Origin of the sequence: Kribbella kalugense (assembly GCF_004365875.1) — a bacterium.
GTDB lineage: Bacteria > Actinomycetota > Actinomycetes > Propionibacteriales > Kribbellaceae > Kribbella > Kribbella kalugense.
On the sequence record NZ_SODF01000001.1, the window covers coordinates 3,703,864 to 3,728,168 of the forward strand.

At 68.8% G+C, this 24,305-nt stretch carries 20 protein-coding genes and 1 tRNA gene; 12 read left to right on the plus strand and 9 right to left on the minus strand.

Annotated features, from left to right (window positions below; genetic code table 11):
• Window positions 1-5: 5 nt before the first annotated feature.
• Window positions 6-662 carry an FMN-binding negative transcriptional regulator gene (locus tag EV650_RS17380; protein WP_166678167.1) on the plus strand — a complete coding sequence of 219 codons (657 nt, stop codon included), beginning with the start codon at window positions 6-8 and terminating at the stop codon, window positions 660-662.
• On the plus strand, window positions 659-1,735 hold the full coding sequence (locus tag EV650_RS17385) for an FAD-dependent oxidoreductase (protein WP_134119780.1): 1,077 nt from the start codon (window positions 659-661) through the stop codon (window positions 1,733-1,735). The genes EV650_RS17380 and EV650_RS17385 overlap by 4 nt, the downstream gene beginning before the upstream one ends.
• Here EV650_RS17385 and EV650_RS17390 read toward each other — a convergent pair.
• Window positions 1,732-3,330, minus strand: coding sequence for a PucR family transcriptional regulator (locus EV650_RS17390; RefSeq protein WP_134119781.1), 1,599 nt, complete (start codon window positions 3,328-3,330; stop codon window positions 1,732-1,734). The two genes, EV650_RS17385 and EV650_RS17390, sit on opposite strands and share 4 nt — an antisense overlap.
• 224 nt (window positions 3,331-3,554) lie before the next feature.
• Here EV650_RS17390 and EV650_RS17395 point away from each other — a divergent pair, with 224 nt between their 5' ends.
• From EV650_RS17395 to EV650_RS17425, 7 genes are read left to right on the plus strand one after another with little or no spacing between them, the layout of a single operon-like run.
• On the plus strand, window positions 3,555-4,505 hold the full coding sequence (locus EV650_RS17395) for an ABC transporter permease (protein WP_202874576.1): 951 nt from the start codon (window positions 3,555-3,557) through the stop codon (window positions 4,503-4,505).
• 12 nt (window positions 4,506-4,517) lie between these two features.
• Window positions 4,518-6,290 (plus strand): ABC transporter substrate-binding protein, encoded by a 1,773-nt coding sequence (locus tag EV650_RS17400; protein ID WP_134119783.1) that lies wholly within the window; start codon window positions 4,518-4,520, stop codon window positions 6,288-6,290.
• Window positions 6,287-7,303: an ABC transporter permease gene (locus tag EV650_RS17405; protein WP_202874578.1), complete on the plus strand. Its 1,017-nt coding sequence runs from the start codon at window positions 6,287-6,289 to the stop codon at window positions 7,301-7,303. Before EV650_RS17400 ends, EV650_RS17405 begins: the two co-directional genes overlap by 4 nt.
• Complete coding sequence (locus EV650_RS17410; protein ID WP_134119784.1) at window positions 7,293-8,324, plus strand: ABC transporter ATP-binding protein; 1,032 nt, start codon at window positions 7,293-7,295, stop codon at window positions 8,322-8,324. Before EV650_RS17405 ends, EV650_RS17410 begins: the two co-directional genes overlap by 11 nt.
• Window positions 8,321-9,292, plus strand: a complete 972-nt coding sequence (locus tag EV650_RS17415) for an ABC transporter ATP-binding protein (RefSeq protein ID WP_134119785.1) — start codon at window positions 8,321-8,323, stop codon at window positions 9,290-9,292. The genes EV650_RS17410 and EV650_RS17415 overlap by 4 nt, the downstream gene beginning before the upstream one ends.
• A gap of 10 nt (window positions 9,293-9,302) precedes the next feature.
• On the plus strand, window positions 9,303-11,834 hold the full coding sequence (gene pepN, locus EV650_RS17420; protein ID WP_166678168.1) for an aminopeptidase N: 2,532 nt from the start codon (window positions 9,303-9,305) through the stop codon (window positions 11,832-11,834).
• A complete protein-coding gene (locus EV650_RS17425) occupies window positions 11,824-13,047 on the plus strand; it encodes a serine hydrolase domain-containing protein (protein WP_134119787.1) in 1,224 nt (407 codons plus the stop codon). The genes pepN and EV650_RS17425 overlap by 11 nt, the downstream gene beginning before the upstream one ends.
• Here the strand turns inward: EV650_RS17425 and EV650_RS17430 are convergent.
• The 7 genes from EV650_RS17430 to EV650_RS17460 form a co-directional block, all read right to left on the minus strand.
• A complete protein-coding gene (locus EV650_RS17430; RefSeq protein WP_134119788.1) occupies window positions 12,975-14,783 on the minus strand; it encodes a PucR family transcriptional regulator in 1,809 nt (602 codons plus the stop codon). The two genes, EV650_RS17425 and EV650_RS17430, sit on opposite strands and share 73 nt — an antisense overlap.
• Window positions 14,784-14,830: 47 nt before the next feature.
• The gene (locus tag EV650_RS17435) at window positions 14,831-15,169 is read right to left on the minus strand and encodes a GroES family chaperonin (RefSeq protein ID WP_132210994.1); all 339 of its coding nucleotides are present in this window, start codon (window positions 15,167-15,169) and stop codon (window positions 14,831-14,833) included.
• Window positions 15,166-15,429: a DUF3618 domain-containing protein gene (locus EV650_RS17440; protein WP_238174246.1), complete on the minus strand. Its 264-nt coding sequence runs from the start codon at window positions 15,427-15,429 to the stop codon at window positions 15,166-15,168. Before EV650_RS17440 ends, EV650_RS17435 begins: the two co-directional genes overlap by 4 nt.
• Before the next feature lie 87 nt (window positions 15,430-15,516).
• Window positions 15,517-16,560 (minus strand): glucose 1-dehydrogenase, encoded by a 1,044-nt coding sequence (locus EV650_RS17445; RefSeq protein ID WP_134119790.1) that lies wholly within the window; start codon window positions 16,558-16,560, stop codon window positions 15,517-15,519.
• A 4-nt stretch (window positions 16,561-16,564) separates the two neighbouring features.
• Window positions 16,565-17,407: a transglutaminase family protein gene (locus EV650_RS17450; protein ID WP_134119791.1), complete on the minus strand. Its 843-nt coding sequence runs from the start codon at window positions 17,405-17,407 to the stop codon at window positions 16,565-16,567.
• Entirely contained in the window at window positions 17,404-18,348 is a 945-nt protein-coding gene (locus EV650_RS17455; protein WP_134119792.1) for an alpha-E domain-containing protein, read from the minus strand. The genes EV650_RS17450 and EV650_RS17455 overlap by 4 nt, the downstream gene beginning before the upstream one ends.
• 16 nt (window positions 18,349-18,364) lie before the next feature.
• Complete coding sequence (locus EV650_RS17460; RefSeq protein WP_134119793.1) at window positions 18,365-19,948, minus strand: circularly permuted type 2 ATP-grasp protein; 1,584 nt, start codon at window positions 19,946-19,948, stop codon at window positions 18,365-18,367.
• A gap of 101 nt (window positions 19,949-20,049) precedes the next feature.
• Here EV650_RS17460 and bcp point away from each other — a divergent pair, with 101 nt between their 5' ends.
• From bcp to EV650_RS17475, 3 genes are all read left to right on the plus strand, one after another.
• Window positions 20,050-20,517: a thioredoxin-dependent thiol peroxidase gene (bcp, locus tag EV650_RS17465; RefSeq protein WP_134119794.1), complete on the plus strand. Its 468-nt coding sequence runs from the start codon at window positions 20,050-20,052 to the stop codon at window positions 20,515-20,517.
• A 380-nt stretch (window positions 20,518-20,897) separates the two neighbouring features.
• Complete coding sequence (locus EV650_RS17470; protein WP_238174247.1) at window positions 20,898-22,502, plus strand: substrate-binding domain-containing protein; 1,605 nt, start codon at window positions 20,898-20,900, stop codon at window positions 22,500-22,502.
• Between the two features lie 52 nt (window positions 22,503-22,554).
• Window positions 22,555-22,636: transfer RNA gene (locus EV650_RS17475), tRNA-Leu, on the plus strand.
• Between the two features lie 5 nt (window positions 22,637-22,641).
• On the opposite strand, the gene EV650_RS17480 is transcribed toward EV650_RS17475, so the two are convergent.
• Entirely contained in the window at window positions 22,642-23,556 is a 915-nt protein-coding gene (locus tag EV650_RS17480; protein WP_134119796.1) for an aminoglycoside phosphotransferase family protein, read from the minus strand.
• Between the last annotated feature and the right edge of the window lie 749 nt (window positions 23,557-24,305).

Below are 24,305 nucleotides of genomic sequence, written 5' to 3' on the forward strand. Positions count from 1 at the left end.
CGCGCATGTACGTCGACCCCGACTACGCCGAACCCGACCTCGACGAGGTGGTCCGGCTGATCGAGGCCCAGCCCTTCGCCACTGTGGTGACGGCCGACCCCGACCTACGGATCGCGCACATCCCGGTGCAGGTACGACGAGGAGCCGAAGCGCTCGAACTCGTGGCACATGTGGCCGGGGCCGACCCGTTCGCCGAGTCGATCCGTCAGCAGGCCCACGTCCTGGTCAGCGTGGTCGGGCCGTCGGTCTACGTGTCCCCGGCCTGGTACGCGAGCCGCGGGCTGCCGACGTACAACTTCGTGGCGATCGAGCTGCGCGGACAGGCGGTCCCGCTGGATGATCCGGATGCGGTCCGCGCGCACCTGATGCGACTGGTCCAGGACCACGAGACGGCGCTCAACCCGGCGGACTCCGCGACGCGATGGCGGGTGGACGCGTGGGCACGGGATCGCACGACCGAACTCCTGCCGGAACTGCAGGCGTTCACGTTGCGGGTCGACCAGATCCACGCCAAGGTGAAGCTGGGGCAGAACCGGACTGAAGGCGATCGGGCGGGCACGATGACCGCACTGCACGAGTCGCCGCGCACCGACCACCACGTGGTCGAAAGCTTGATGCGCGCCCGGTATGACGAGGATGGGCGCGTGAGGGGTGAGGCATGACGTACGACGTGGCAGTGGTCGGCGCCGGCGCGATGGGGTCGGCGGCGGCCCGGGCGCTGGCGGCCGCCGGACGCTCAGTTGTCGTCCTGGAGCAGTACACGCTCGGGCATGTCCGAGGCGGGTCGCACGGCGGGACACGGCTGTTCCGGCCCGCGGCGGACAACGCGGACGTGGCCCGGCTGACCGAGCAGGCCCGGCCGCTGTGGCGGGAGCTGGAAGCGGACTCCGGCGAGACGCTCTTCGAGGTCACCGGCGGTATCGACCACGGGGTGGACGAGGCCACTGTCGAGGTGTTCCGATCGTTGCACGCGGCAACTGGTGAGGTACTGACCGCCGGCGCCGCGAAGGAGCGGTGGCCGGGCTTCCGCTTCGAGACACCGGTCCTGTACCAGCCCGGCTCCGGACGCCTGTACGCCGATCGCACTGTCCACGCGTTGCAGACGGTCGCAGCGCGCCTGGGCGTGGAGTTCCGGGTGCAGTCACCAGTGCGCCAACTGCGGATCCACGATGCCCTGGTGGAGCTCGACGTACCAGGTGGTGCCGTACGCGCCGGCCAGGTCGTGGTCACCGCCGGGCCGTGGGCTCCGAAGCTGCTGACCGGACTGGTGCCGTTGCCGACGTTCACCGTGACCCAGGAACAGCCGCGGTTCTTCGCGCCGGTGTCGGAAGAGCTGGACTGGCCGAGCTTCGTGCACGGCGACCATGGCAGCTACGGCCTGTTGGAGGCGGGGTCCGGGGTGAAGGTCGGGCTGCATGCCACCGGACCGGAGGTCGACCCTGACACCCGGGACTTCGCGGTGGACCCCGCCCGCGACGCCGACCTGCTGCGGTACGTCGAACAGTGGTACCCCGGATTGGACACCGCGACGTCGACGGCGATCAGCTGTCTGTACGACAACACTCCGTCGGACAACTTCGTCATCGACCGCGCCGGCCCGATCACGGTTGCCGCCGGCTTCTGCGGCCAGGGCTTCAAGTTCGTCCCGTTGATCGGCGAGTTCGTCCGTGATCTGGTGATCGGAACGGCCGAGGTGCCCGCGCGGTTCCGCCTGGCGAGTCACGTGGGCGGTTAACCCTGGTCGGCACGGCCGCGGAACAGGCGGTGCTGGAATCCGAGGGCGAACCGGTCCTCGGGGTCGGCGAGGTCGGTCCGGCCGATCTCCTCGACCCGCATCAGGCGGTAGCGGAAGGTGTTCGGGTGCACGTTCACCGCGGCCGCCGCCCGGGTGACGTCGCCGAACGCGTCCAGCCAGGCGGACAGCGTCTCGACCAGGTGGGCCCCGCGCAGCGCGTCGTACGCCAGAAGCCGTTCGTACGCACCGGAAGGACCGCGCTCGCCGGCCTCGACCTGGGCGCTGAGCTCGAGGAAGACCGAGTCCACCAGCAGGTCCTCGGCCGGCGCGACCCGGCGCGGGCCGTGGAGATGACGCAGGGTGCGGGCGGCGAGCTCGGCGTCCTCGCGCGACCGCGGCAGGTCCTCGACCGAGGCGGCCACCCGCCCGAGGCCGGCGTACACCGGTGTCCGGGTGCCGGCGAGCTCGTTGAACTGGTTGCAGGCGGCAAGGACATCGGCCTGCTGATGGCGGGCCAGCGATCCGATCGCATAGACCCGGTGCGCCACACTCGCCGCTACCGCGGGGATCCCGGCGCCTTGTAGGTGCATGGACAGCGCGGCGCAGATGCGGTTGCGCCAGGCCAGCCGGGTCAGATAACCGGCCAGATCGCCGGCCGGCGACGGCACCTCACCGGAGGTCTCCACACAGACGACTTGGGCCGGCATCGCGATACCGAGCAGGGCGGCCGCCTCGCGGGCATCTGCCCGCCCGTCCAGCAGGGCGGACACCCGGTCCTCGAGCTGTGTCGTGTCTTCCTGATCCCCGGTCTGGCGCAGGTGGTGCTCCGCGGCGCGGGCCGCTGCGGCCAGCAACGCCTCGCGGTCCGGAGTCAACGGCTCACGGACGACCGCCCAGATCGTCCCGAACAGCTCGGTGCCGGCTCGAACAGCTACCGCCGTCCGCGGCAGCACCTCGCTGCCGTCCGCCGTCCGCCCGGCCGGCAGGAACACCGGGTGGCCGGACGACAGCACTGCGTCCATCGAAGTCTCGACATAGTCGTACGGGCGGCTCCGCTGCAGGATCGAATCGATCCGGACGACATCGGCCTCCTCCTGCCGGGCAGAGAATGCCAGCACGTGGGTGTTCCGGTCCTCGATCGTGACCGGCGCGTCGATCAGCTCGCAGATGACCTCGGCCAGCGCGTAAAGGTCGCCGTCCGGCACCTCGTCGAGAGCCGGCACGCCGGTCAGCGGGCGACCAGGCCCGTGCAGCATCCCGGTGATCGCGGTTGCGGCCCGCTGCCAACTCACACCCTCGGCGAGCCGCAGGATCGGTATCCCCGATCCGCCCGGCAGCGGGTCGTCGGCCGGCGTCAGACTCCGGCCGACGATCACCGCTGCGGCGCCGAGCCGTGCTGCCTCCCGGACCAGCGCCGCGATCGCGTCGCCCTGGACGCCGATCGCGAGCACGATGCTGTCGGCCGGGCAGTCCAGGTCCGGACCGTCCGCGATCACGACGGACCGGATCGGGCGTGGGCGCGCGTCGGTGCTGATCGGGCTGACCGGGGAGGCGATGGCGGGCGCCAGGGCCGTGGTGAGCAGGCCATCGACCATCGCGGCACCTTTCCAGGCACGGACGAGCAGTAACGGATCACACATGGTACGCAGACCCGAGCCCCCGCAGGTCGGTGGCAACCGCGGGTCGTCGGACAGCCCCAATTGGGTACGGCGCAATTCGTCCAACTGACCGAACATTGCCCGCGCCCTGGGTGGTGGTATGGCCCGCAAGATACCGGCCTTGTGAGGCGAGGTGAACGATGGCGGGACTGTCCAAACCAATGGCCAACCCAGTGGCTGAGGCCGCGCGGACGCGGTCGCCCGGCCGGTTGGCGCTGGAGCGGTTCCGCCGGGACCGGATTGCGGTCGCAGCCGGGGTGTACGTCGTCCTGGTGCTGCTCGCGTCCGTCCTTGCCCCGTTGATCTGCCGGGTGCTCGGCATCGACACCGAGCGGCACATCGGGCTGCTCAGCCTGACCAATCTGGGCTTCCCCGACGGCAGGCTCGGCGGGATGAGCTGGGACCATCCGCTCGGGATCGAACCCAAGACCGGTCGTGACCTGCTCGCGCTGCTGCTCTACGGCTCCCGGACGTCGCTGATCATCGCCTTCGGCGCCACCCTGGTGTCGGTTGCCCTGGGCATCCTCTTCGGCCTGTGGGCGGGGTACTTCGGCGGCTGGGTGGACACCGTGATCTCGCGGTCCACCGAGGTGCTGATGGCGTTCCCGGTGCTGTTGTTCTCGATCGCGCTGCTGGCCGTGCTGGGCAACCTGGACCGCGTCGGCTTCCTGGCCGGCAACAGCCTGCGGACGGCGATCCTGATCTTCGTCATCGGCTTCTTCAGCTTCCCGTACACCGCGCGGCTGATGCGGTCCCAGGTGCTCTCGCTGCGCACCCGCGAGTTCGTCGCGGCGGCGCGGGTGATGGGCTCGTCCAACCGCCGGATCCTCCGCCGGGAGCTGCTGCCGAACCTGACCGGCCCGATCATCGTCGTCACCAGCCTGTCGATCCCGGCCACCGTCCTCGCGGAAGCCGGCCTGTCCTTCCTCGGCGTCGGGATCGCGCCGCCGGCAACGTCGTGGGGCCAGCTGCTCGGCGCGGCGTCGCGGACCTTCGTCGTCGATCCGGCGTACATGCTCTTCCCCGGCCTGTCCATGGTCGCGACCGTGCTCGCCTTCAACCTGCTCGGCGACGGCATCCGCGACGCCTTCGACCCGAAATCACGTTCCTGAAGGGCAATGATCATGACGAAACGTTCTCGGGCAGCACTGCTCGGCAGTGTCCTCGCTGTGCTGGCGCTCGCCGCCTGTTCCTCCAGCGGCGACGGCAAGACCAGCGCACCGGAAGGCTACAACGCTGCCCTGCAAGGCGTTGTGAACCCGTCGCAGCAGCCGGGCGGCACGCTCCGCGTCGGTACGTCGGCCTCCTGCGACAACTTCGACCCGGCGACGACGTACGGCGGCAGCTGTTGGTTCTTGCAGCGGTTGCTGAGCCGCAACCTGGTGTCGTTCGGCCGGACCGGTCAAGGTGCGCCGCCCGGGAACGGGAACAAGCTGCAGCCGGATCTCGCCGACTCGTTGGGCCAGGCGAACGCGGACAAGACCGTGTGGACCTACAAGCTGCGCGACGGGCTCAAATTCTCCACCGGTGCGCCGATCACCAGTGCGGACGTGAAGTACGGCTTCGAGCGGATGTATGCGACCGACGTGATCACCGGCGGCCCACAGGGCTACTACCTGTGTCTGCTCGACAAGTGCGACAAGGACGGTACGCCGACGTACAAAGGCCCGTACAAGGACCCGAAGGGCGGACTGTCGTCGATCGCCACCCCGGACGCGAAGACGATCGTGTTCACCCTGACCAAGCCGTTCGGCGACTGGGACTACCTGATGGCCCTCCCGGCCGCGGTGCCCGTGCCGCAGAAGTCCGACAAGGGCAGCCAGTACGGCGCCGGTACCAACCTGGTCTCGTCCGGTCCTTACGTGCTGAAAACCGTGAAACCCAAGCAGAGCGTGCTGTTGACGCGCAACCCGAACTGGGACCGGGCCGGCGACCCGATCCGCAGCGCGTTGCCGGACAGCATCGCCGTCACCGTGCTCAGCAACGCCGATGACCTCGACACCAGGATGCGCACCGGCGCGCTGGATGTTTCGCTGGACGGTGGGGTGCAGACCACGTTCCAGTCGCAGATCCTGAAAGACCAGAGCCTGAAGGCGCAGGCCGACAACCCGGTGCTGAAGAGCGTGTCGATGCTCATCCTCTACCCGTCCGACCCGGTGCTCACCAACGTGCACTGCCGGCGGGCAGTGGCCTACGCACTGGACAAGCGCGACATCGTCATCCAGTTCGGCGGCACCAACGGCGCGGACTTCGCCACCACGATGATGCCGCCGGGACTGCCCGGGTACGACGCCAAGGCGAACCCGTACCCGTCCGGCGAGGACTCGACCGGCGACCTGGACAAGGCGAAGTCCGAGCTGTCCGACTGCGGGAAGCCGCAGGGCTTCAGCACCTCGATGGGATTCTCCAACTACGGCACGGATCCGGCGGTGTTCGCCAGCGTCCAGAACGCGCTCAAGCGGGTCGGCATCACGCTCACCCCGAAGCAGCTGGACGCCTCGACGTACTACAACACCCTGAGTACGCCGGCCGCGGTCAAGGGTCAGCGCATCGGTATCGGCCTGATGGGCTGGATTCCGGACTACCCGAGCGGCAACGGATTCCTGACCCTGCTCGTCGATCCGGCCCGCTACACCGGTACGACGTCGTCCACCAACTTCGTCGGCGTCAACGACCCGGCGATCAACGCACTGGTCAAGAAGGCCGCCACGGCGGCGGCCGACCAGCTCCCGGCCATCTACCGGGAGATGGACAAGGCCACGATGGACACGGCGTACTACCTCCCGCTCACCTACGCGAAGGCGACGCTGTTCCGCTCGGCCACGCTGACGAACGTGGACCTGACCGGTGACCAGAGCAACTACGACCTGGCGAACATCGGGGTCAAGGGACAGTGATCCGGCACATCGCCCACCGGCTGCTGGGAGCACTCGGAGTGCTCCTGGTGGTCAGCGTGGTCACGTTCGCGATCTTCCAGCTGCTGCCCCGCGTCACCAAGGTCGACATGGCGTTCTACTACACCGGCCGGAACACCAGTGCGGCGCAGGCGGCGGCCGTCGCCGAGCGGTTCGGGTTCGACCAGCCCATCTGGACGCAGTACTGGACCTGGCTGAGCGGCATCTTCACCGGGCGTGAGCTCGGCGACGGAGTGTCGACGGTGCACTGCGCCGCACCCTGCCTCGGCTGGTCGTTCCGGCAGAACCGCTCGGTGACCGAGATGCTCGTGCAGGCGTTCCCGGTGACCGCGTCGATCGTGCTCGGCGCCGCCGTACTCTGGCTGGCCGGCGGGGTCGCCACCGGCGTACTGGCGGCGGCCCGCCGCGGTTCGCTGTTCGATCGCGGGTCGACGGTGATCTCTCTGCTCGGAGTGTCGATCCCGGAATTCTTCAGCGGCATGCTGGTGATCTACGCACTGACCGCCGGACCAGGCTGGCTGCGCTGGTACTCCGGCGGCATCAACTACGTCCCGTTCACCGACGACCCGCTGCGCTGGGCGGCGAACCTGCTGCCGGTCTGGATCTGTCTGGCCTTCCTGATCGCGGCCGTGTACACCCGCTGGACCCGGGCGGCGATGCTCGAAACGATGTCCGAGGACTTCATCACCACGGCCACCGCCAAGGGCCTGCGTCGCCGTACGGTGGTCGGCCGGCACGGGCTGCGGGCCGTCGTCCCGTCCGTGGTCACGCTGGCCGGCCTCGACCTCGGTGCGCTGCTCGGTGGCGTGATCATCGTCGAGTCGTTGTTCAGCTTCCCCGGACTGGGCCGGCTCGCGTACGACGGGATCACCACCAAGGACCTGCCCGTGATCATGGGCACGACGCTGTTCGCCGCCGTACTGATCGTGGTCGCGAACGTCGTCGTCGACGCCTGCTACGCGATCCTGGACCCGAGGGTGCGCCATGTCAGCTGAATCCCCTGAAGCGCTCCTTCGGGTGCGGGACCTACGGGTGCATTTCCCGACCCCGGACGGTCTGGTGCGCAGTGTCGACGGCCTGTCCTTCGACGTGCGCCCGGGCGAGATCCTCGGTGTCGTCGGCGAGTCCGGATCGGGCAAGTCAATGGCCGGCAAGGCGATCCTCGGGCTGCACGAGCAGGCCCGGACGACCGGCGAGATCTGGTACGGCGACCAGCAGCTGGTCGGCGCCGCCGACGAGGAGCTCCGCCGGCTGCGTGGCGCGAAGATCGCGATGATCTTCCAGGACCCGCTGTCCTCGCTGCACCCGTACTTCACCATCGGCGCCCAGCTCTCGGAGGCCTACCGGGTGCACCGGCGGACCGGCGCGAAGGCGGCCCGCGCGCGGGCGGTGGAGATGCTGTCCCGGGTCGGGATCCCGGCGGCGGCCCGTGCGTACGGCGCCTACCCGCACGAGTTCTCCGGCGGGATGCGGCAGCGGGCGATGATTGCGATGGCACTGATCTGTGATCCAGGGCTGCTGATCGCGGACGAGCCGACGACCGCCCTCGACGTCACCGTGCAGGCCCAGATCCTGCAGCTGATCCGGGATCTGAGCGAGGAGTCCGGATCGGCTGTCGTACTCATCACCCACGACCTCGGGGTGGTGGCGGAGACCTGTGACCGGGTGGTGGTGATGTACGCCGGTCGTTGCATCGAGCAAGCACCCGTGGCCGGGCTGTTCGAGCGGCCGATGACGCCGTACACCTGGGGACTGCTCGGGTCGATCCCGCGCCTCGACGCGACCCTGGGACGGCTGGAGCCGATCACCGGGCAACCGCCGTCGCTGATCGATCTCCCGGCCGGTTGCTCGTTCGCACCCCGGTGCGGCTTCGCGAGCCGGGTGCCGGACCACCGGTGTACGACGGAGCTGCCCGAGCCGCTCGTGGCCGGGGCCCCTGATCACCTGGCGCGGTGTCATCTGCCGGTCGAGGATCGCCAGCACATCTGGCACACCCAGATTGCGCCGGCGCTATGAGCCTTCTCGAAGTGCGGGACCTGCGGAAGACGTTCGTGCGCGGTCACGGGCGTCGGCGGCGGGTCGTGAACGCGGTCGACGGAGTGAGCTTCGAGGTCGGCGCCGGCGAGACGCTCGGGCTGGTGGGTGAGTCCGGGTGCGGAAAGTCGACGACCGCGGGCATGGTGGTCCGGCTGATCGAGCCGACGTCGGGGCAGATCAGCTTCGCCGGGACCGAGCTGGCCGGCCGGTCCGAGCGGAGTCTGCGGCCGTTGCGGCGCGAGCTGCAGATGGTGTTCCAGGATCCGCAGTCGTCGCTGAATCCGCGGCAGACGGTCGGCACGATCCTGAGCGCGCCGTTCCAGATCCAGGGCGTGCAGCCGGACGGCGGCGTACTGCCGGAGGTGCGACGGCTGCTGGAACGGGTCGGCCTGAATCCGGAGCACTACAACCGGTATCCCCATCAGTTCTCCGGTGGCCAACGGCAACGGATCGGCATCGCCCGCGCGATCGCGCTCCGGCCGAAGCTGGTCGTCTGCGACGAGCCCGTGTCCGCGCTGGACGTCTCCGTCCAGGCCCAGGTGCTGAACCTGCTGGCCGGTCTGCAGCAGGAGTACGGCATGGCCTACCTGTTCGTCGCCCACGACCTCGCCGTCGTTCGGCACCTCAGCGACCGGGTCGTGGTGATGTACCTCGGCCGGGTCGTCGAGCAGGCCGAACGGGAGGAGCTCTACCGTTCCCCGGCCCATCCCTACACCCAGGCCCTGATGGCCGCCGTGCCGCGCCCGCGGGTCCCCGAGCAACGCAAGAAGGTGTTGCTCCGCGGTGACGCCGCTGCCGACGGCCCGGCCGGTGGCTGCCCGTTCCGGCCGCGGTGCCCGCGATACGCAACCGAACTCGGCGCTGCGGACCAATCACGATGTACGCAAGAAGCACCCGAGCTCGTCCCCCTCAGCCCGCGGCAGTCGGCCGCATGTCACTTCGTCTAGGAGGTTCCTGGTGATCGCCTCGCAGCTGACCGAGTCAGAGGCCGCGGAACGCAGTACGCAGCTGACCGTCCATTCGTACGACGTCACGCTCGACCTGACCGATGGGCAGGGCGGCCCGGCCTCGACGGTGTTCCGGTCCAGGACCGTGATCGAGTTCTCGGCGGAGACTGGGACAACGTTCGTCGACGTCCAGCCCGTCTTCCTGGAATCCGTTGTCCTGAACGGGATCGAGCTCGATCGGACCGTCCACGACGGCCGGATCAGCCTGTCCGGGCTGGCCGAACGGAACGTCCTGGTGGTCGACGGGACGTTCGAGCTGGCCGACGAGCAACAGGGACTCGAGCGCACGGTCGACCCCGCGGACGGCGAGGTCTACTTCGCGTCGCTGATGTTCATGGCCGCGGCGCAGCGGGTGTTCGCGTGTTTCGACCAGCCCGATCTCAAGGCGCCGTACACCTTCCACATCACCGCGCCGCGCGAGTGGGAAGTGATCTCAAACGGTTCGGTGGACACGACCGAACCGGCAGCGGGTGGTGCAGTCACGCGGCACTTCAGCCGTACGCCGCCGATCTCGAGCTACATCACCGCCGTGCTCGCCGGTCCGTACCACCGGGTGACGGACACGGTCGACGGACCGGACGGCCCGATCGAGCTCGGCCTGGTCTGCGTACGATCGGCGGCGCCGTACCTGGACGCGGAGCGGTGCTTCCGGTGGACCAAGGCAGGGTTCGACCTCTTCCACCGGATGTTCGGCTATCCATATCCGTTCGGAAAGTACGACCAGATCTTCGGCACCGACGCCGGCATCGGCGGGATGGAGAACGCCGGCGCGGTGACGCTGACCGGCGGGATGATCTTCCGGTCGCCGGTGACCGCGATCGAGCAGGAAGCAGCGGCGTACACGATCCTGCACGAGCTGTCGCACATGTGGTTCGGCGATCTCGTCACCACCGCCTGGTGGCAGGACACCTGGCTGAACGAGGCGTTCGCGACGTACGCCGGGTATCTGGCCGCCGCCCAGGGCACCGAGTTCACCGACGCGTGGACGACCTTCGCCCGCTGCGACAAGGCGCTCGCGCTGGCCGCGGACCAGCTGCCGTCGACCCACCCGATCTCGGCGGACGTGCCGGATCTGCGGACCGCGTTGTCGAACTTCGACGACATCACCTACCAGAAGGGTGCCGCCGTACTGCGGCAACTGGTCGCCTATGTCGGCGAGGGCGCGTTCACCGAAGCGCTGCGGGCGTACTTCGCGAAACATGCCTTCGGCAACACCACGTTGACCGATCTGTTGCTGGCGCTGGAGCGGGCATCGGGCCGGGATCTCGGGAAGTGGTCGCAACAGTGGTTGCGGACGGCGCAGGTGAACACACTGCGACCGACGTACACGCTGACCGACGAGAGGCAGGTCTCCGGCTTCGCAGTGGAGCAGACCGCGGTTCCAGAGCATCCGGTACTGCGGGACCACCGGCTGACGATCGGGTTCTATACCGGCGACGCGCAGTTGACGCGAACGCATCAGGTCACGGTCGACGTGGGTGGCGCGGTCACCGAGGTGCCGTCGTTGAACGGGTTGCCCGCGCCGGACGTCGTACTGCTCAACGACGCCGATCTGACCTATGCGAAGGTGCGGTTCGATCCTGCGTCCGACGAGGTGATCCGGTCGCGGGCCGGGGACCTCGACGACCCGCTGGCCCGGGCGGTCGCATGGACCGCGCTGTGGGACATGACCAGGGACGGTGAGTTCGCGGCGTCGTCGTACGTGGCCGTGGCGCTGGCGGCAGCGGTCCGCGAGGAGCAGATCGCGATCCTGGCGGGCCTGCTGACGAACCTGGAATACGCCGTCTCGCACTATCTGCCCGAGCCGCAGGCGACCCAGCGGGAGCTCGCCGCGGCCGCGTGGTCGGCGCTGACCTCGCGTTCACCCGGTGGCGACGCGCAGCGGTTGTGGCTACGGACCTTCGCCCACGAAGCGGGCGGGACGACCCTCGCCGGATCGCTGCAGGAGCTGTACGCCGGCACGTCGGTGCCGGCCGGAGTCGATCTCGATTTCGAGACCCGTTGGCTGCTCGTCCACGGCCTGGCGTCGTACGGGCTGATCGATGCCGCCGGTATCGACGCCGAACTCGCCCGCGATCCGAACGTCACCGCCGAGCAGTACGCGGCTACCGCACGGGCGATGCTCCCCGATCCGACCGCGAAGGCGGCGGCCTGGTCGCTCGTCACAACCCCCGGCGGCGCCCAGGGCGGCCTCAAGTCCGCCACCGCGCGCGGCTTCTGGCACCCCGCCCAGACCGAACTGCTCCGGCCGTACGTCGCGCAGTACTACGAGTCGATCGACGCCTTCTGGGCGACCGACGACGGGGGCGAACAAGCCTGGGTCTCCACCAGGACCCTCGCCCCGACGATCGTCGACGACGCCCTGCCTGCACTGGCCGAGGCCTGGCTGCGGAGCCCGGACCGTCCGGCGATGCTGCGTCGCACCGTCGAGGAGACTCTCCACGAGCTCAACGAGTCGCTGAGGATCCGCCATGGCCACTGACCGCCTCGGTGAGCTGCTGGAGAACGTCGTCCCCGACCCACGCGGGCCCGGCGTGGTCGTCGGGTTGGTCGGGCCGGACGGGTCCTTGGAAACGGCGGCCCGCGGGATGGCGGTGCTCGAACACGACGTACCGATTGCCGACGACACGGTGTTCCACCTTGCGTCTCTGTCGAAGCAGTTCACGGCCGAAGCCGTGCAGGTCCTGGTGCGGGAGGGTGCCGTCGGGGTCGACGATCCGATCGCGGACTATCTGCCGTGGATGCCGTTCAAGGAGGTCAGCGTCGATCAGTTGATCCGGCACCGCAGCGGCCTGCGGGACCAGTGGGAGTTGGTGGAGGCCGCCGGAGGGCGGATGGAGGACGTGATCACCACCGCCGATCTGATCGAGCTGATCCGGCGGCAGACCGCACTGCAGGACGAGCCGGGAGCCCGGTACGCCTACAGCAACACCAACTACACGTTGCTCGGGCTGCTGATCGAGACCGTGACCGGAGAGCGCCTCGACACCTTCTGCCGCAAGCAGTTCTTCGAGCCGCTCGGGATGGACGACACCAGGTTCGTCGACAACCACCGGGCGGTGGTGCGGCGGCGGGCCTCGTCGTACCAGCGGATCGCCGACGGTTACGAGCGGATCGTGCTGTCCTACGGGACGGCGGGTGCGACCAGCCTGCATTCGACGGTCACGGACCTGGCGCGCTGGGCCGCCGCGGTGTCGTCACGGGAGTCCTGGCGAGGTACGACGTACACCGGGAGCGACTCGTACGGGTGGGGCGTGCACATCGGTGAGCACGCGGGCCACCTGAAGCTCTGGCATGCCGGGGCGGACGCCGGCTTCCGGACCCACCTGGCCATGGTGCCGGGCATCGGGTCGGCTGTTGTCCTCGGCAACTTCGCCGAACTCGACCCGGACCCGCTGGCCGACCGGGTCCTCGGGCTGATCGAACCCGGACGCGCGGAACAGCTGGCCGGCACCTACTACTGCGACGAGCTGACCGCGGTGGTGCGGGTCGTGCTCGACGAGGGCGGGCTTGCGCTCGAACGCCCGCGGTACGGGCGGCGGACCATGACACCGGCCGGCGAGCGGCGGTTCACTGTGCGCACCGACGACGCCGAATCGCCGGAGATCGCGCTGACGTTCGATCAGGCGGGCGTCGAGCTCGGGTACTCGACCGAGGGGGTGCGCGGTCTCGTCTTCCGCCGGTTCGAGGCCTGATCGTGCGGGGCCTGATCGTGCCGGGCCTGATCGTGCTGGGCCTGATCGTGCTGGGCCTGCGGGAACAGGCGGAGCTGGAGGTCGAGAGCGAACCGTGCGTCGGCGTCCTCCAGGTCGAAGCCGCCGATCTCGCTGATCCGCCGGAGCCGGTAGCGGAAGGTGTTCTCGTGCACATGAGTCTGCTCGGCTGCCGGTACGACGTCCCCCTGCGCGTCCAGCCAGGCCCGCAGCGTCTCGACCATCGTCGCGTTGCGGGCGTCGTCGTACGCGAGCAGCCGGGCCAGGGCGCCGGACGGACCACGTCCGCGCAAGGCGACGAGTTCGCGTGCCTCGATCAGCAACGCCTCGACCTCCACGTCGAACGCCTTGGCGACGCACCGGCCGCCGTCGGCGTCCTGTAGCACCCGGACCGCCCGGTCGGCGTCCGCGCGCGACAACCGCACTCCGGCTGCCGAACCGGCGACCCGGCCGATCCCGATCCGCAACGGCTCGCCGGCCTGGTGCTGCTGGGCGAACACCCGGCAGGTCTGCTCCACCTGCGTCGCGGTCTCGTCCGCACGCCGGGCCGGGACCAGGGCATACACCTGATCGTTGACGACGGCAACAACCGTGCCCGGAGTGGTACCGGCCAGCTCGACCCGCAGGGCGCTCGCCGTCCGCTCGCGTTCGCGGACCCGGCGCGCCAGCGTCCCACTCGGCGTACCGACCAGCTCCGCGCTGCTGGGCTGGGCCAGCGCGGCAGCCAGCACGAGGCACGGCGTACCGGCCAGACCCAGCCGGGTCAGCGCCTCGCCGTCACCGGCGAGCGCGGCGGCGACCAGCTCGGAGGTCGTGCGCTGCTCGGGATCCGTGCCGAGCGACCGCAGCATCTGCAGCGCCACCGCACGGGACGCCTCCAGCAGGAGCTGCTCCTGCTCCGGCGTCGGCGGTCCTGGCACGACCGCCCAGATGGTGCCGAGGAACTCGTCGCCCGCGCGGATCGCCATCGCGAGCCGCGGCAGCGTCGGCCGCGCGTCGTCCATCCGGACGGCGTCCAGGTAGACCGGCACCGGCGAGCGGCGGATCGCCCGGACCGCCCCTCGGTCCTCGTCGACCCGCAGGTACGGCTCGATGGTCCGGCGGCCGAGGATGCAGTCGATCCGGATGAAGTCGGCCTCCTCCTGCCGGTCGGAGAACGCGAGGACGGCAGCGTTGCGGTCTTCGATCGTGACCGGCGCGTCGATCAGCGTGCAGATCGCGTTGGCCAGCCGGAACAGCCCCTCCCCCCGGCTCGGTACGACGGCCACCGGCCGGACCGTGTCGCGGACGGCGGACTCCAGCAGCGCCGACAACTGCTGCCAGGTGGTCCCGGCCGAGAGCGACAGTACGACGAGTCCCGCCTCGTCGGCCGCCCGGATCGCCTCCGGGCTGTCGCTGACCACGGCTGCCGGAAGGATCAAGGCGGCGGCCCGGGCTGTCGCCGCCGCGCGGATCAGGCGGCCCAGCCCGTCTTCGGTGGAGCGCAGGCCGGTGCCGATCAGGATCGCGCCACGCGGTACCGGCGCCGGGTCGGACGGATCGAAGAAGACCACCTCGCGGGGCGGATCGGCCAGATCGGGATCACCGCTGACGAGTTCGAGCACTGTGGTGCCGAGATGCTCGAGGATCTGGGCCAGGCTGGCGGCGCGTGGCGACCCGAGCACGCGTCCGGCGGACAGCGCGAGGGTCGGTTGCGCACGCAAAGGCATGTAACGCATGAAACATCCCGGCGGAATGCAGCGCAACAGGCATCCCGGCCGGTGAGCTACAGATACAGGCCGGTCTGGCCGTCTTCGAGGCGGCCGGCGGCTACCGCGTGCAGGTCGCGTTCGCGCAGCAGGATGTAGTCGTCGCCGCGCACCTCCACCTCGGCGCGGTCCTCCGGGTCGAACAGGACGCGGTCGTCGACCTCGACCGTCCGCACGTTCGCCCCGACCGCGACCACCTTCGCCCAGGCGAGCCGGCGGCCCATCTGGGCGGTCGCGGGGATCAGGATGCCGGCCGACGACTTGCGCTCGCCCTCCTGCTCGAGGGAGACCAGGACGCGGTCGTGCAGCATCCGGATCGGGAGCTTGTCGTCGGACAGCCGCTTGCGTGGAGTCACCGGCGACCCACCAGCCGGCGGATCACCAGCAGCACGCCGACGACACCGACCACCGCGCCGGCGACCGCGACGATCTTCTGGGTCCGCAGCTGGCCCTGCTCGTCGAAGACCTGGGACTTGGCCTGCTCGACCTGCCGCAGGGCGACGTTCTTCGGGTTCGCCCGGTCGACCAGCTCATCCACGGTCGAGGCCAACCGCTCCCGGGTGGCGGCGATGTCCGCCTCGATCTGCTCGGCGGTCCGAGCCTTCGTGTCCGACACCTGTCGACGCTCCCTTCGATCTGGTCCAGCCGGCGGCCATGCCCCGGGATGCCCGGGGATGCCCCTCGTCACCACCATCCTTGCAGGTCACGCCCGCAAGTCCACGACCACCTTGATGTCATCCGGTTCCCGCACCAATGCATCCGGCCAGTCCGACAGCGGAACGGTCCGCGTGACCAGCTGCTGCAGCCAGGCCCGATCGGCCGCAAGCAGCACGTCCACAGCGTCCGCGTAGTGCCGCTTGCCCGCGTTCACCGTCCCGACCAGGGCCGCGTTGCGCACCACCAGCTGTCGGACCAGCGCGTCGAGCTGTACGTCGACAGTCGCAGGCCCAGGGTGGATCCCGGCCAGGCACATCACACCGGCGGGCGGTAGCAGCGAGGCACAGTCGAACACCAGCTGCCCAGCACCGGTTGCCTCGATCACCACATCCGGTACGACGGACAGCTGCCCCAGGTCAGTGAGGTACGTGCCTCCAAGCGCCCGTACCAGCTCCGGCTTCGGCCCGTCCTCGACCCGGTCCAGCACATGTACGTCGTACCCGCGCTGCCGGGCGATCATTGCCGCCAGCAACCCGATCGGACCGGCTCCTGTCACCAGCACGTGCTGCGGTCCGAACCACGACCGGGCGCCGACCCGGTCCACCTGCTCCCACGCCTTGGTCAGGATGCTGGCCGGCTCTACGAGGACACCGAGCTCTCCCAGCTCAGCAGGCACGGGTACGGCGAAGTACGGGTTCACGCGCCACTGCTCGGCGCCGTACCCGTCCATCTCCTTGATGCCGCGCTCGGTGTACTGCCCGTTGCGGCAGAAGTCCCACTCACCCCGCGCACACGCCGGACAGGGCATTGGGTCGGGTCGGCGGACCACTCCGGCGACCAGGTCGCCAGGTGCGAAGCCGGAGCCCACAGGTGCCTCCAGCACGCGTCCGAGCGACTCGTGGCCGATGACGAGGTGGTCCGACCCGAGCCGTCCACTGCCGAACGCTCCGGAGACCAGCTCGATGTCGGTCCCGCAGATGCCTGTCAGCAGGCCTTCCACCAGGATCGAACCGTCGGTGACGGGAGGCTCTGCGACCTCACCTACTCGCGCCGAGTCGGACTTGCCCGGCGTGACTGTCATGGCCCGCATGCGCTCAGGCTAACCGGGTCATGTCGACGGTCACCTCGATGGCCGTCGCCGCGCCACCCGAGTAGATGCCCTTGAGCGGCGACACGTCTCCGTAGTCGCGGCCGGTCGCGACCCAGACATGCCGGTGCCCGATCGAGATGTCGTTGGTCGGGTCGAATCCCCACCACTGACCGGTCCACGCCTCCACCCACGCATGGCTCTCACCGACGACCGTCTCCCCCACCTCCGCGTCCGGCTTGGTGTGCAGGTAGCCGGAGACGTAGCGGGCCGGGATGTCGACCGCCCGCAGCATCGCCAGCGTCAGGTGCGCGTAGTCCTGACACACGCCCTCACCGGCTTGCCAGGCGTCTACGGCCGACGAGTGCACCCCAGTGGTGCCACGTTGGTACTTCAGCTTGTCGTGCACCCACTTCGACACCGCCAGCACGGTGTCCTCCGGCGTACGACCCTTGCGTAGCGAGCGCGCGACCGCAGCCAGCTCACGGTGCTTGGGCACGTAATCGGTCCACTCCAGGTACTCCGCGTAGGCGTCCAGGACCTCTGGTGACCTCAGCTGGGACCAGGTCGCCGCGACTGACGGTTCTGGCTGATCGGTCGTCTCGACCACCGAGGCCGCGATCACCTTCAGCTCGGTGTGCGGGACGTGCAGGTCGAAGGAGTTGACCTCCGTGCCCCAGTAGTCCGTGTATTTGTACGCACGGGTTGCCGGCACCGACTCGAGCCGTGCCACCATCAGGTTCTGCCGGTCGTCGTGACGCGGCGTCAGCCTGGCCTCGTTGTACGACTGCGTGACGGCCGTCGCGTAGCGGTAGCCGGTTGTATGAACTACCCGGAGACGCCATTTCACAGGTTCACCTCCGCGTTGTTCCACTCGATCCACGGCACGGTATGGAAGTACTGGCGTGACACCGCTTCGCCAACCTCGCGGACCGTAGTCTGCAGCGCCTGCAGCCGGCCGGTCAGGTCGTCCAGCAGGTCCGCCGGCCGCAGGAACTCCAGATCGCTCCGGGCCTTGCCCAGCAACCGCGCTGCCTCCGCACCAGCACCGATCCGCGCCGACGGCCCATGGTCGAGGTCATCGAGACAGGACTCCGCCTGCTGCAGCGCATGGAACACGGACCGCGGGAAGAGCCGGTCCAGCAACAGGAACTGCACTACCCGGGACGCGTCCAGTGCACCGCGGTACGTGCGCAGATACGTGTCCTGTGCACCCGCAGAACGCAGTACCGTCACCCAGCCGGGAGAGGTCGGCCGGTCGCCCACCCGGGACATCAGCAGCCGGACCAGCATGTCCACTCGCTCCACCGATCGCCCGAGCACCAGGAACCGCCATCCGTCGTCCCGGCTCATCGTGGAGTCGGCCAGCCCGGCAAACATCGCGGCCCGGTCCTCCACGAACGTGAAGAACTCGTGCGGCCCTACGCGGCGGGCAGCGCGCTGCCGCTCGGGTACGGCGTTCCACATGGAGTTGATGCAGTGCCACAGCTCGCTGGACACCACCTCGCGGGCGACCCGGGTGTTCTCGCGAGCACTGGCGATCGAGGACACGATCGACCCGGTCTCCGGCGACATCGCGACCAGTTCGGTCAGGCCCCATACGTCGAGCTCGCTGCCGTCGGGTGGCGTGATGCCGAGGACCGCGAGCAGCCTGCGGCTGGCCGTGTCCGCGTCGACGGTGGCGTCCTCGAGCAGTTGGTGGACCGACACGTCGAGGATCCGCGCGGTGTCGTCCGCGCGTTCGACGTACCGGCCGATCCAGTACAGCGACTCGGCGTTGCGTGCGAGCATCGTCAGCACCTCCCCATCACTGTTGCTGCTGCTGTTGGGCGACGTTGAGTTCCGGACCGCGCTCGGGGGTCGACGTGCTGTCCGAGCGCACCGACGTACCCAGGCCGGGACCGCGGAGCTCGGCGTCCTCACCGGATGCTCTGGGCGCGAGCACCCAGGTGTCCTTGGACCCACCGCCCTGGGACGAGTTGACGATCAGGCTGCCCTCGGGGATGGCCACTCTGGTCAGGCCACCAGGCAGGACGAACACGTCGTCTCCGTCGTTGACTGCGAACGGCCGCAGGTCCACATGCCTCGGTTGCAGCCGTTCACCGACCTTGGTGGGCACAGTGGACAGCTGTACGACGGGTTGGGCGATCCAGCCCCGCGGGTTGGCCTTGATCCGGCGCCGCTGCGCCTGGAGCTCCTTCGGCGACGCATCCGGCCCGAAGACGATGCCGTACCCACCGGAGCCCTCCACCGGCTTGGTGACCAGCTCGTCGAGGCGGTCCAGTACTTCGGTCTGCTCTGCGGGCAGCCAGCACCGGTACGTGTCGACGTTCGGCAGCAGGGGCGTTTCACCCAGGTAGTACTTCAGGATCTCGGGCAGGTACGTGTAGATCAGCTTGTCGTCGCCCACCCCGTTGCCGATCGCGTTGGCGATCACGACGTTGCCCGCCCGGGCTGCGTTCACCAGACCGGCCACACCGAGCACGGAGTCAGGGTCGAAATGCACCGGGTCCAGGAACTCGTCGTCGATCCGCCGGTAGATCACATCGACCCGCTGATCGCCCTCAGTGGTCCGAAGGTAGATGACATTGTTGCGGGCAAGCAGGTCGCGACCCTCGACCAGCTCGACGCCCATTTGCCGCGCCAGCAGCGAGTGCTCGAAGTACGCCGAGTTGTAGACGCCCGGTGTCAGTACTACGACGTTCGGGTCGGTCACGCTGGCCGGAGCGGCGGCCCGTAGCGACCGCAGCAGGTGTACGGCGTAGTCGCCGACCGCACGCACCCGGTGCTTGGCGAACAGGTCCGGGAACACCCGCGCCATCGTCCGGCGGTTCTCCATCACGTACGACACCCCGGACGGGCTGCGCAGGTTGTCCTCGAGCACCCGGAAGTCGCCCTGCTCGTCGCGGACCACGTCGATCCCGGCCACGTGGATGCGAACGCCGTTCGGTGGTGCGATACCGGCCGCCTGCCGGTGGAAGTGCTCGCAGGAGGTGATCAGCCGGCGCGGCAGTACGCCGTCCGCGACGATCTGCTGCTCGCCGTAGATGTCGGCCAGGAACGCCTCCAGTGCCCGCACCCGCTGGACCACGCCACGCTCCAGCCGGGACCACTCCGCCGCTGTGATCACCCGCGGTACCAGGTCCAGCGGGAACGGCCGCTCCTCGCCCGACAGGCTGAACGTGATCCCCTGGTCGACCAGCGCCCGGTCCAGCGCCTCCGCCCGGGTCGTCAGGTCGGCGGGCTGCAGTGGCGTGAGCGAGTCGTGCAGCCGCTTGTACGCCGTCCGTACGCCGTCGACCGGATCGAACATCTCGTCGTACGCCTGGGCATGCGGGCGCCGTGGATCCAGATAGCCGTCGAACAACGGGCGGGACGATGAGCGGCTCATCTGCGAATCTTCACCCACGAATCGCCCACTCGCACCCCGACAGCGCTCAGTTCTCACGCACGTAACATTGGCCGCAGTTGACCTACCCCGTGGAGGACCTGATGTCCGATCGTCTGTCCGTCGGCGACACCGCACCCGACTTCACCCTGCCCGATGCCGACGGCAACGACGTGGCGCTGAAGGACCTGCGCGGAAAGAACGTGATCGTCTACTTCTACCCGGCCGCGATGACGCCTGGCTGCACCAAGCAGGCCTGCGACTTCCGGGACTCGCTCGACTCGCTCCAGGCCGCCGGGTACGCCGTACTCGGGATCTCACCGGACAAGCCGGCCAAACTGGCCAAGTTCCGCGAGCGGGACTCGGTCACGTTCCCGCTGCTCAGCGACCCGGACAAAGAGGTGCTGACGGCGTACGGCGCCTTCGGCGAGAAGACCATGTACGGCAAGAAGGTGACCGGGGTGATCCGGTCCACGTTCGTCGTCGACGCGGACGGGAAGATCGCGGTCGCGCAGTACAACGTGAAGGCGACCGGGCACGTCGCCAAGCTCCGCCGCGACCTCGGATTGTGAACTCCGCGTTCCTCGCTGTGAAAAGGCAACTACCTCGACACCGTCCGCAGAGGGAAACCTTCGAACTTTTCATGCCGATGGTCCATGGAACGGTCGTTTGAGCAAACTGGGTCGTGTGATTTGGGTCACACCCAGATCTCACCGCACCGCGATGGCCCCGACACGGTCGGTGAGTTTTACAGCGTTCCTGTGAAAGACCGGTACTGCGGGGGCCATCCGCGTTCAACCACAGCTGTGTCAAGAATCGTCGTGGACTTCGCCCCGACCTGCAGAAACCGGGTAATCTGCGCGCGCAGTCAGCCTCTGGGAGGGAGGGACCTGCCGCGATGGGAAAACATTCCTCTGCGGTAACGCGAGGTACCAACAACAACCGCCGTTCGGTGTACATCACCGCGGTCGGCTTGCTGGTGCTTTCGCTGGGCGCGGTGTTCGTCGTCCGCTCCTTCGGTTCGGAGTCGGGTGCGGACGGATTCCTCGGCGGCAACAAGGCCTGCGACGACCCGACGCAGATCCAGTTGGCGACCACGCCCGAGATGCAGTCCTCGCTGGAGGCCGCCTCGAAGTCGTTGGCGGCCAAGGGCGGCAAGGACGGCAACCCGTGCTTGCAGTTCACCATCACCGCGGCGTCCTCGGCCCAGGTCGCGCGGGACGTGGCGCACGGCAGCGACACCCGGCCCGACCTGTGGGTGCCGGACTCCTCGCTGTGGGTCGCCCAGGCCGACGACGGCCAGAGCGTCCCGAGCATCGCGGTGCAGTCCATCGCGACCTCCCCGATGGTGCTCGTCGGCCGGAGGACGAACTTCGGCGACACCTCCTCCTGGCTCAGCATCATGAGCAAGACCCAGCCGATCCTGCTGGACCCGCTGAACACCTCACCGGGGGCGCTCGCGCTGCTGGCGGTGCAGATGGAGCGGCAGAAGACGTCGGCGTCCGAGACCGCGGTGTCGCAGGTGGTCGTTCCGCTGGCGCAGGCCCTCGGCTCGATGCCCAAGCCGTACACGAACCCGAACGACCTGTTCAGCCGGGCGGACCAGGACGGCAGCACAACCGTCGTACCAGCGTCCGAGCAGAGCTTCGTGAAGTACCAGGAAGACCACCCGGACGCCCAGCTGCGAGCGGTCCAGCCGAGCACCGGCACGCTCTACCTGGACTACCCGATCGTGGTGACCGCGAAGTCGGACACCGACCAGGCGGCTTCCGCTGCCCAGGCGCTGGCCGGCGAGCTGCTGACCGACTCCTCCGCGCAGGCCCGTGACCAGGCCGGTTTCCGGGACACGCAGCTGAGCGCGCTGAGCGGTGGCCGCGGTGTCGGCGACATCAACCAGCTGGCCAAGCCGACCAGCGAGGCGATCGACACCACGCTGCAGAACTGGACCCGGCTGTCCCTGCTGACCCACTCGCTGGCCGTCATCGACGTCTCCGGCTCGATGGCTGACAAGGTCGGCGGCAAGACCCGGATGCAGCTGACGATCGAGGCGGCTATGGGCGGCCTCACGTTGTTCCCGGACAGCGCATCGCTCGGCCTGTGGACGTTCTCGACGAAGATCGGGTCCGACGGGGTCGCCGACTACAAGCAACTGGTGCCGATCGCGCCGCTGTCGAAGCGGCAGCGCGGGAAGATCGTCGACCAGCTGAAGATCCAGCACCCGATCGCGAACGGTGGCACCGGCCTCTACGACACTGCGATCGCCTCGGTGCGAGCCGTTCGGGCAAGCTACGACCAGCGCGCGGTCAACTCGGTCCTGCTGTTCACCGACGGCAAGAACGACGACCCGGGCAGCCCGACCCTCGCCCAGGCCGTCAACGTACTGAAGGGCCTGCAGGATGTAGGCCGGCCGGTCCGCATCATCGCGCTGGGCATGGGCCCCGAGGTCAACATCGACGAACTCAGCGCCCTGGCCGGAGCCACCGGCGGCCAGGCCTATCTGGCCCGCAACCCCGGCGACCTGAAGAACGTCTTCATCGACGCCCTCCAAAGCCGCTGACGCTCACGCCTCCCCTAGAATGTCCACCTAGGGGAGGCACTGCGCCTCTCCAGCCAGAGTGGTGGAACGGCAGACACACCGGCTTTAGGTGCCGGCGCCCCTAGGGTGTGCGGGTTCGAGTCCCGCCTCTGGCACAACCTCAGTTGCTGACCGTTGCCGCGAGATTGCGGAGGTGGTCGATAGTGCTGGGAAGGTCTCGCAGTTTGGTGGCGATGGCGGTTTCGATTGTTGCTTGGTCGCCCATCCATCGGGCTGCGGGAGACTCGCCTAGTGAGACCTGGATGTGTTCGGCGAGGACCTGGATGTGGTTTCGGGTCACGCTGAGGAAGAGGTCCGGCCCGGGCCATCCGAGTTCGCCGCCGGCTTCGGCGTACGCCGTGAGGATTCTGTTGAGCTGATCGGCTCCGAAGAGGTAGGCGACCCGGGCTGCCTCGAGGGCCGCGCTGTCGGTGCGGACGCTGTCCCAGTCGACCAGGACGGGGCCGGTGGGAGACATGACGATGTTGTGGGTCTTGAAGTCGCCGTGGGTTGTGACGAGGTCGGGGGCGACGTCGCAGAGCTCCTCGATGCGTGCGCTGACCGCGAGGATGTGCGGCAGGCTGTCTCTGCCGAGCCCTGCCCACGAAGCGTTCTGATTCCGGGCCTTTGCGAACCAGCCCTCCCAAGTTGCAGGCGATTGAACCGCTTGCCGCCACCACTTCGGCAAGCCCGCCTGTCCGATCGGCTGTAGTTGATGGACCTGCATCATCGTCCGGCCCAGCCAGCCCGAGACGTCCTCGGACGGTCGATGTTCGACCCATTCGTAAACCCGAAACAGCCGATCCTCGATGCGGACCACCCACCCCAGCAACGGATCAATCGGCATGATCGGCGTCGGCATGTCCACACCCGCCTCGAGCGCCCGCCCCTCGAACGCCATCGCAACCGCCAACTGGTCGGTCAAATCCTCCCCGTTGAACTGCCCGCCGGTCGTCGCAAAGTACCCCTTGACGAAGTAACTCCCGCTCGCAGTATCGAGCCGCCACGCATCGGTATCCCCTCGCCTGACATGCATGAGCCCACCATCAGGCTCGCCCAAATCAAACGCACCCGCAATCTCCTCCGCAGTCGGCGAATACAAGTTCCCTCCAAGCAGCCCGAGGCCCGTCAGACTCCACCCAACTACAGACTCCCCCACCCGTACACCCACGCCATCCGCCCCCTTGTCTCACCGAGTCGTGCAGAACGGCGCTACCCCATTTCGCCGACTCGTGGATCACGGCCGCCAACACGCCGACACCACCAGCCCAAACCCACGACTCGGCGACCGAGGACGGCCGTTCCGGACGGCGATCCGGGTCCGGACGCCGGGACCAGGACCGGGAGCCGGATGGTGGTTGATTGGAGCCCGGGTGGCGGGACGTCGTACCGGATGTGCCAGGCGGAGGAGGTTGGGACAGGAGATGGTGGCCCGGGACAGGAAGCGGTGGCCTGGGACAGGAAGCGGTGGCCCGGGACAGGAAGCGGTGGCCCGGGACAGGAAGCGGTGGCCCGGGACAGGAAGCGGGGATCAGGAAACGGGTCTGGAGACAGGTAATGGGGGCTGGAGACCTGAAATAACCTGTCTCCGGTCACCAGAGGGTGTCTCAGGTCCCCATGAATGACTGCGAGCTGGTTGTACGCCGCCCCGACCAAGATGCAGCTGTCGATCCACCTCGACCGTGTCCACACCTCCCACCGGCTCCGGGCGTAGCTGCGTCCTTCCCTGGTCGTGGCGGTGTGTGTCAAGTGTCGAAGATCCCGCAGGGACGCCGAAGGCGCACT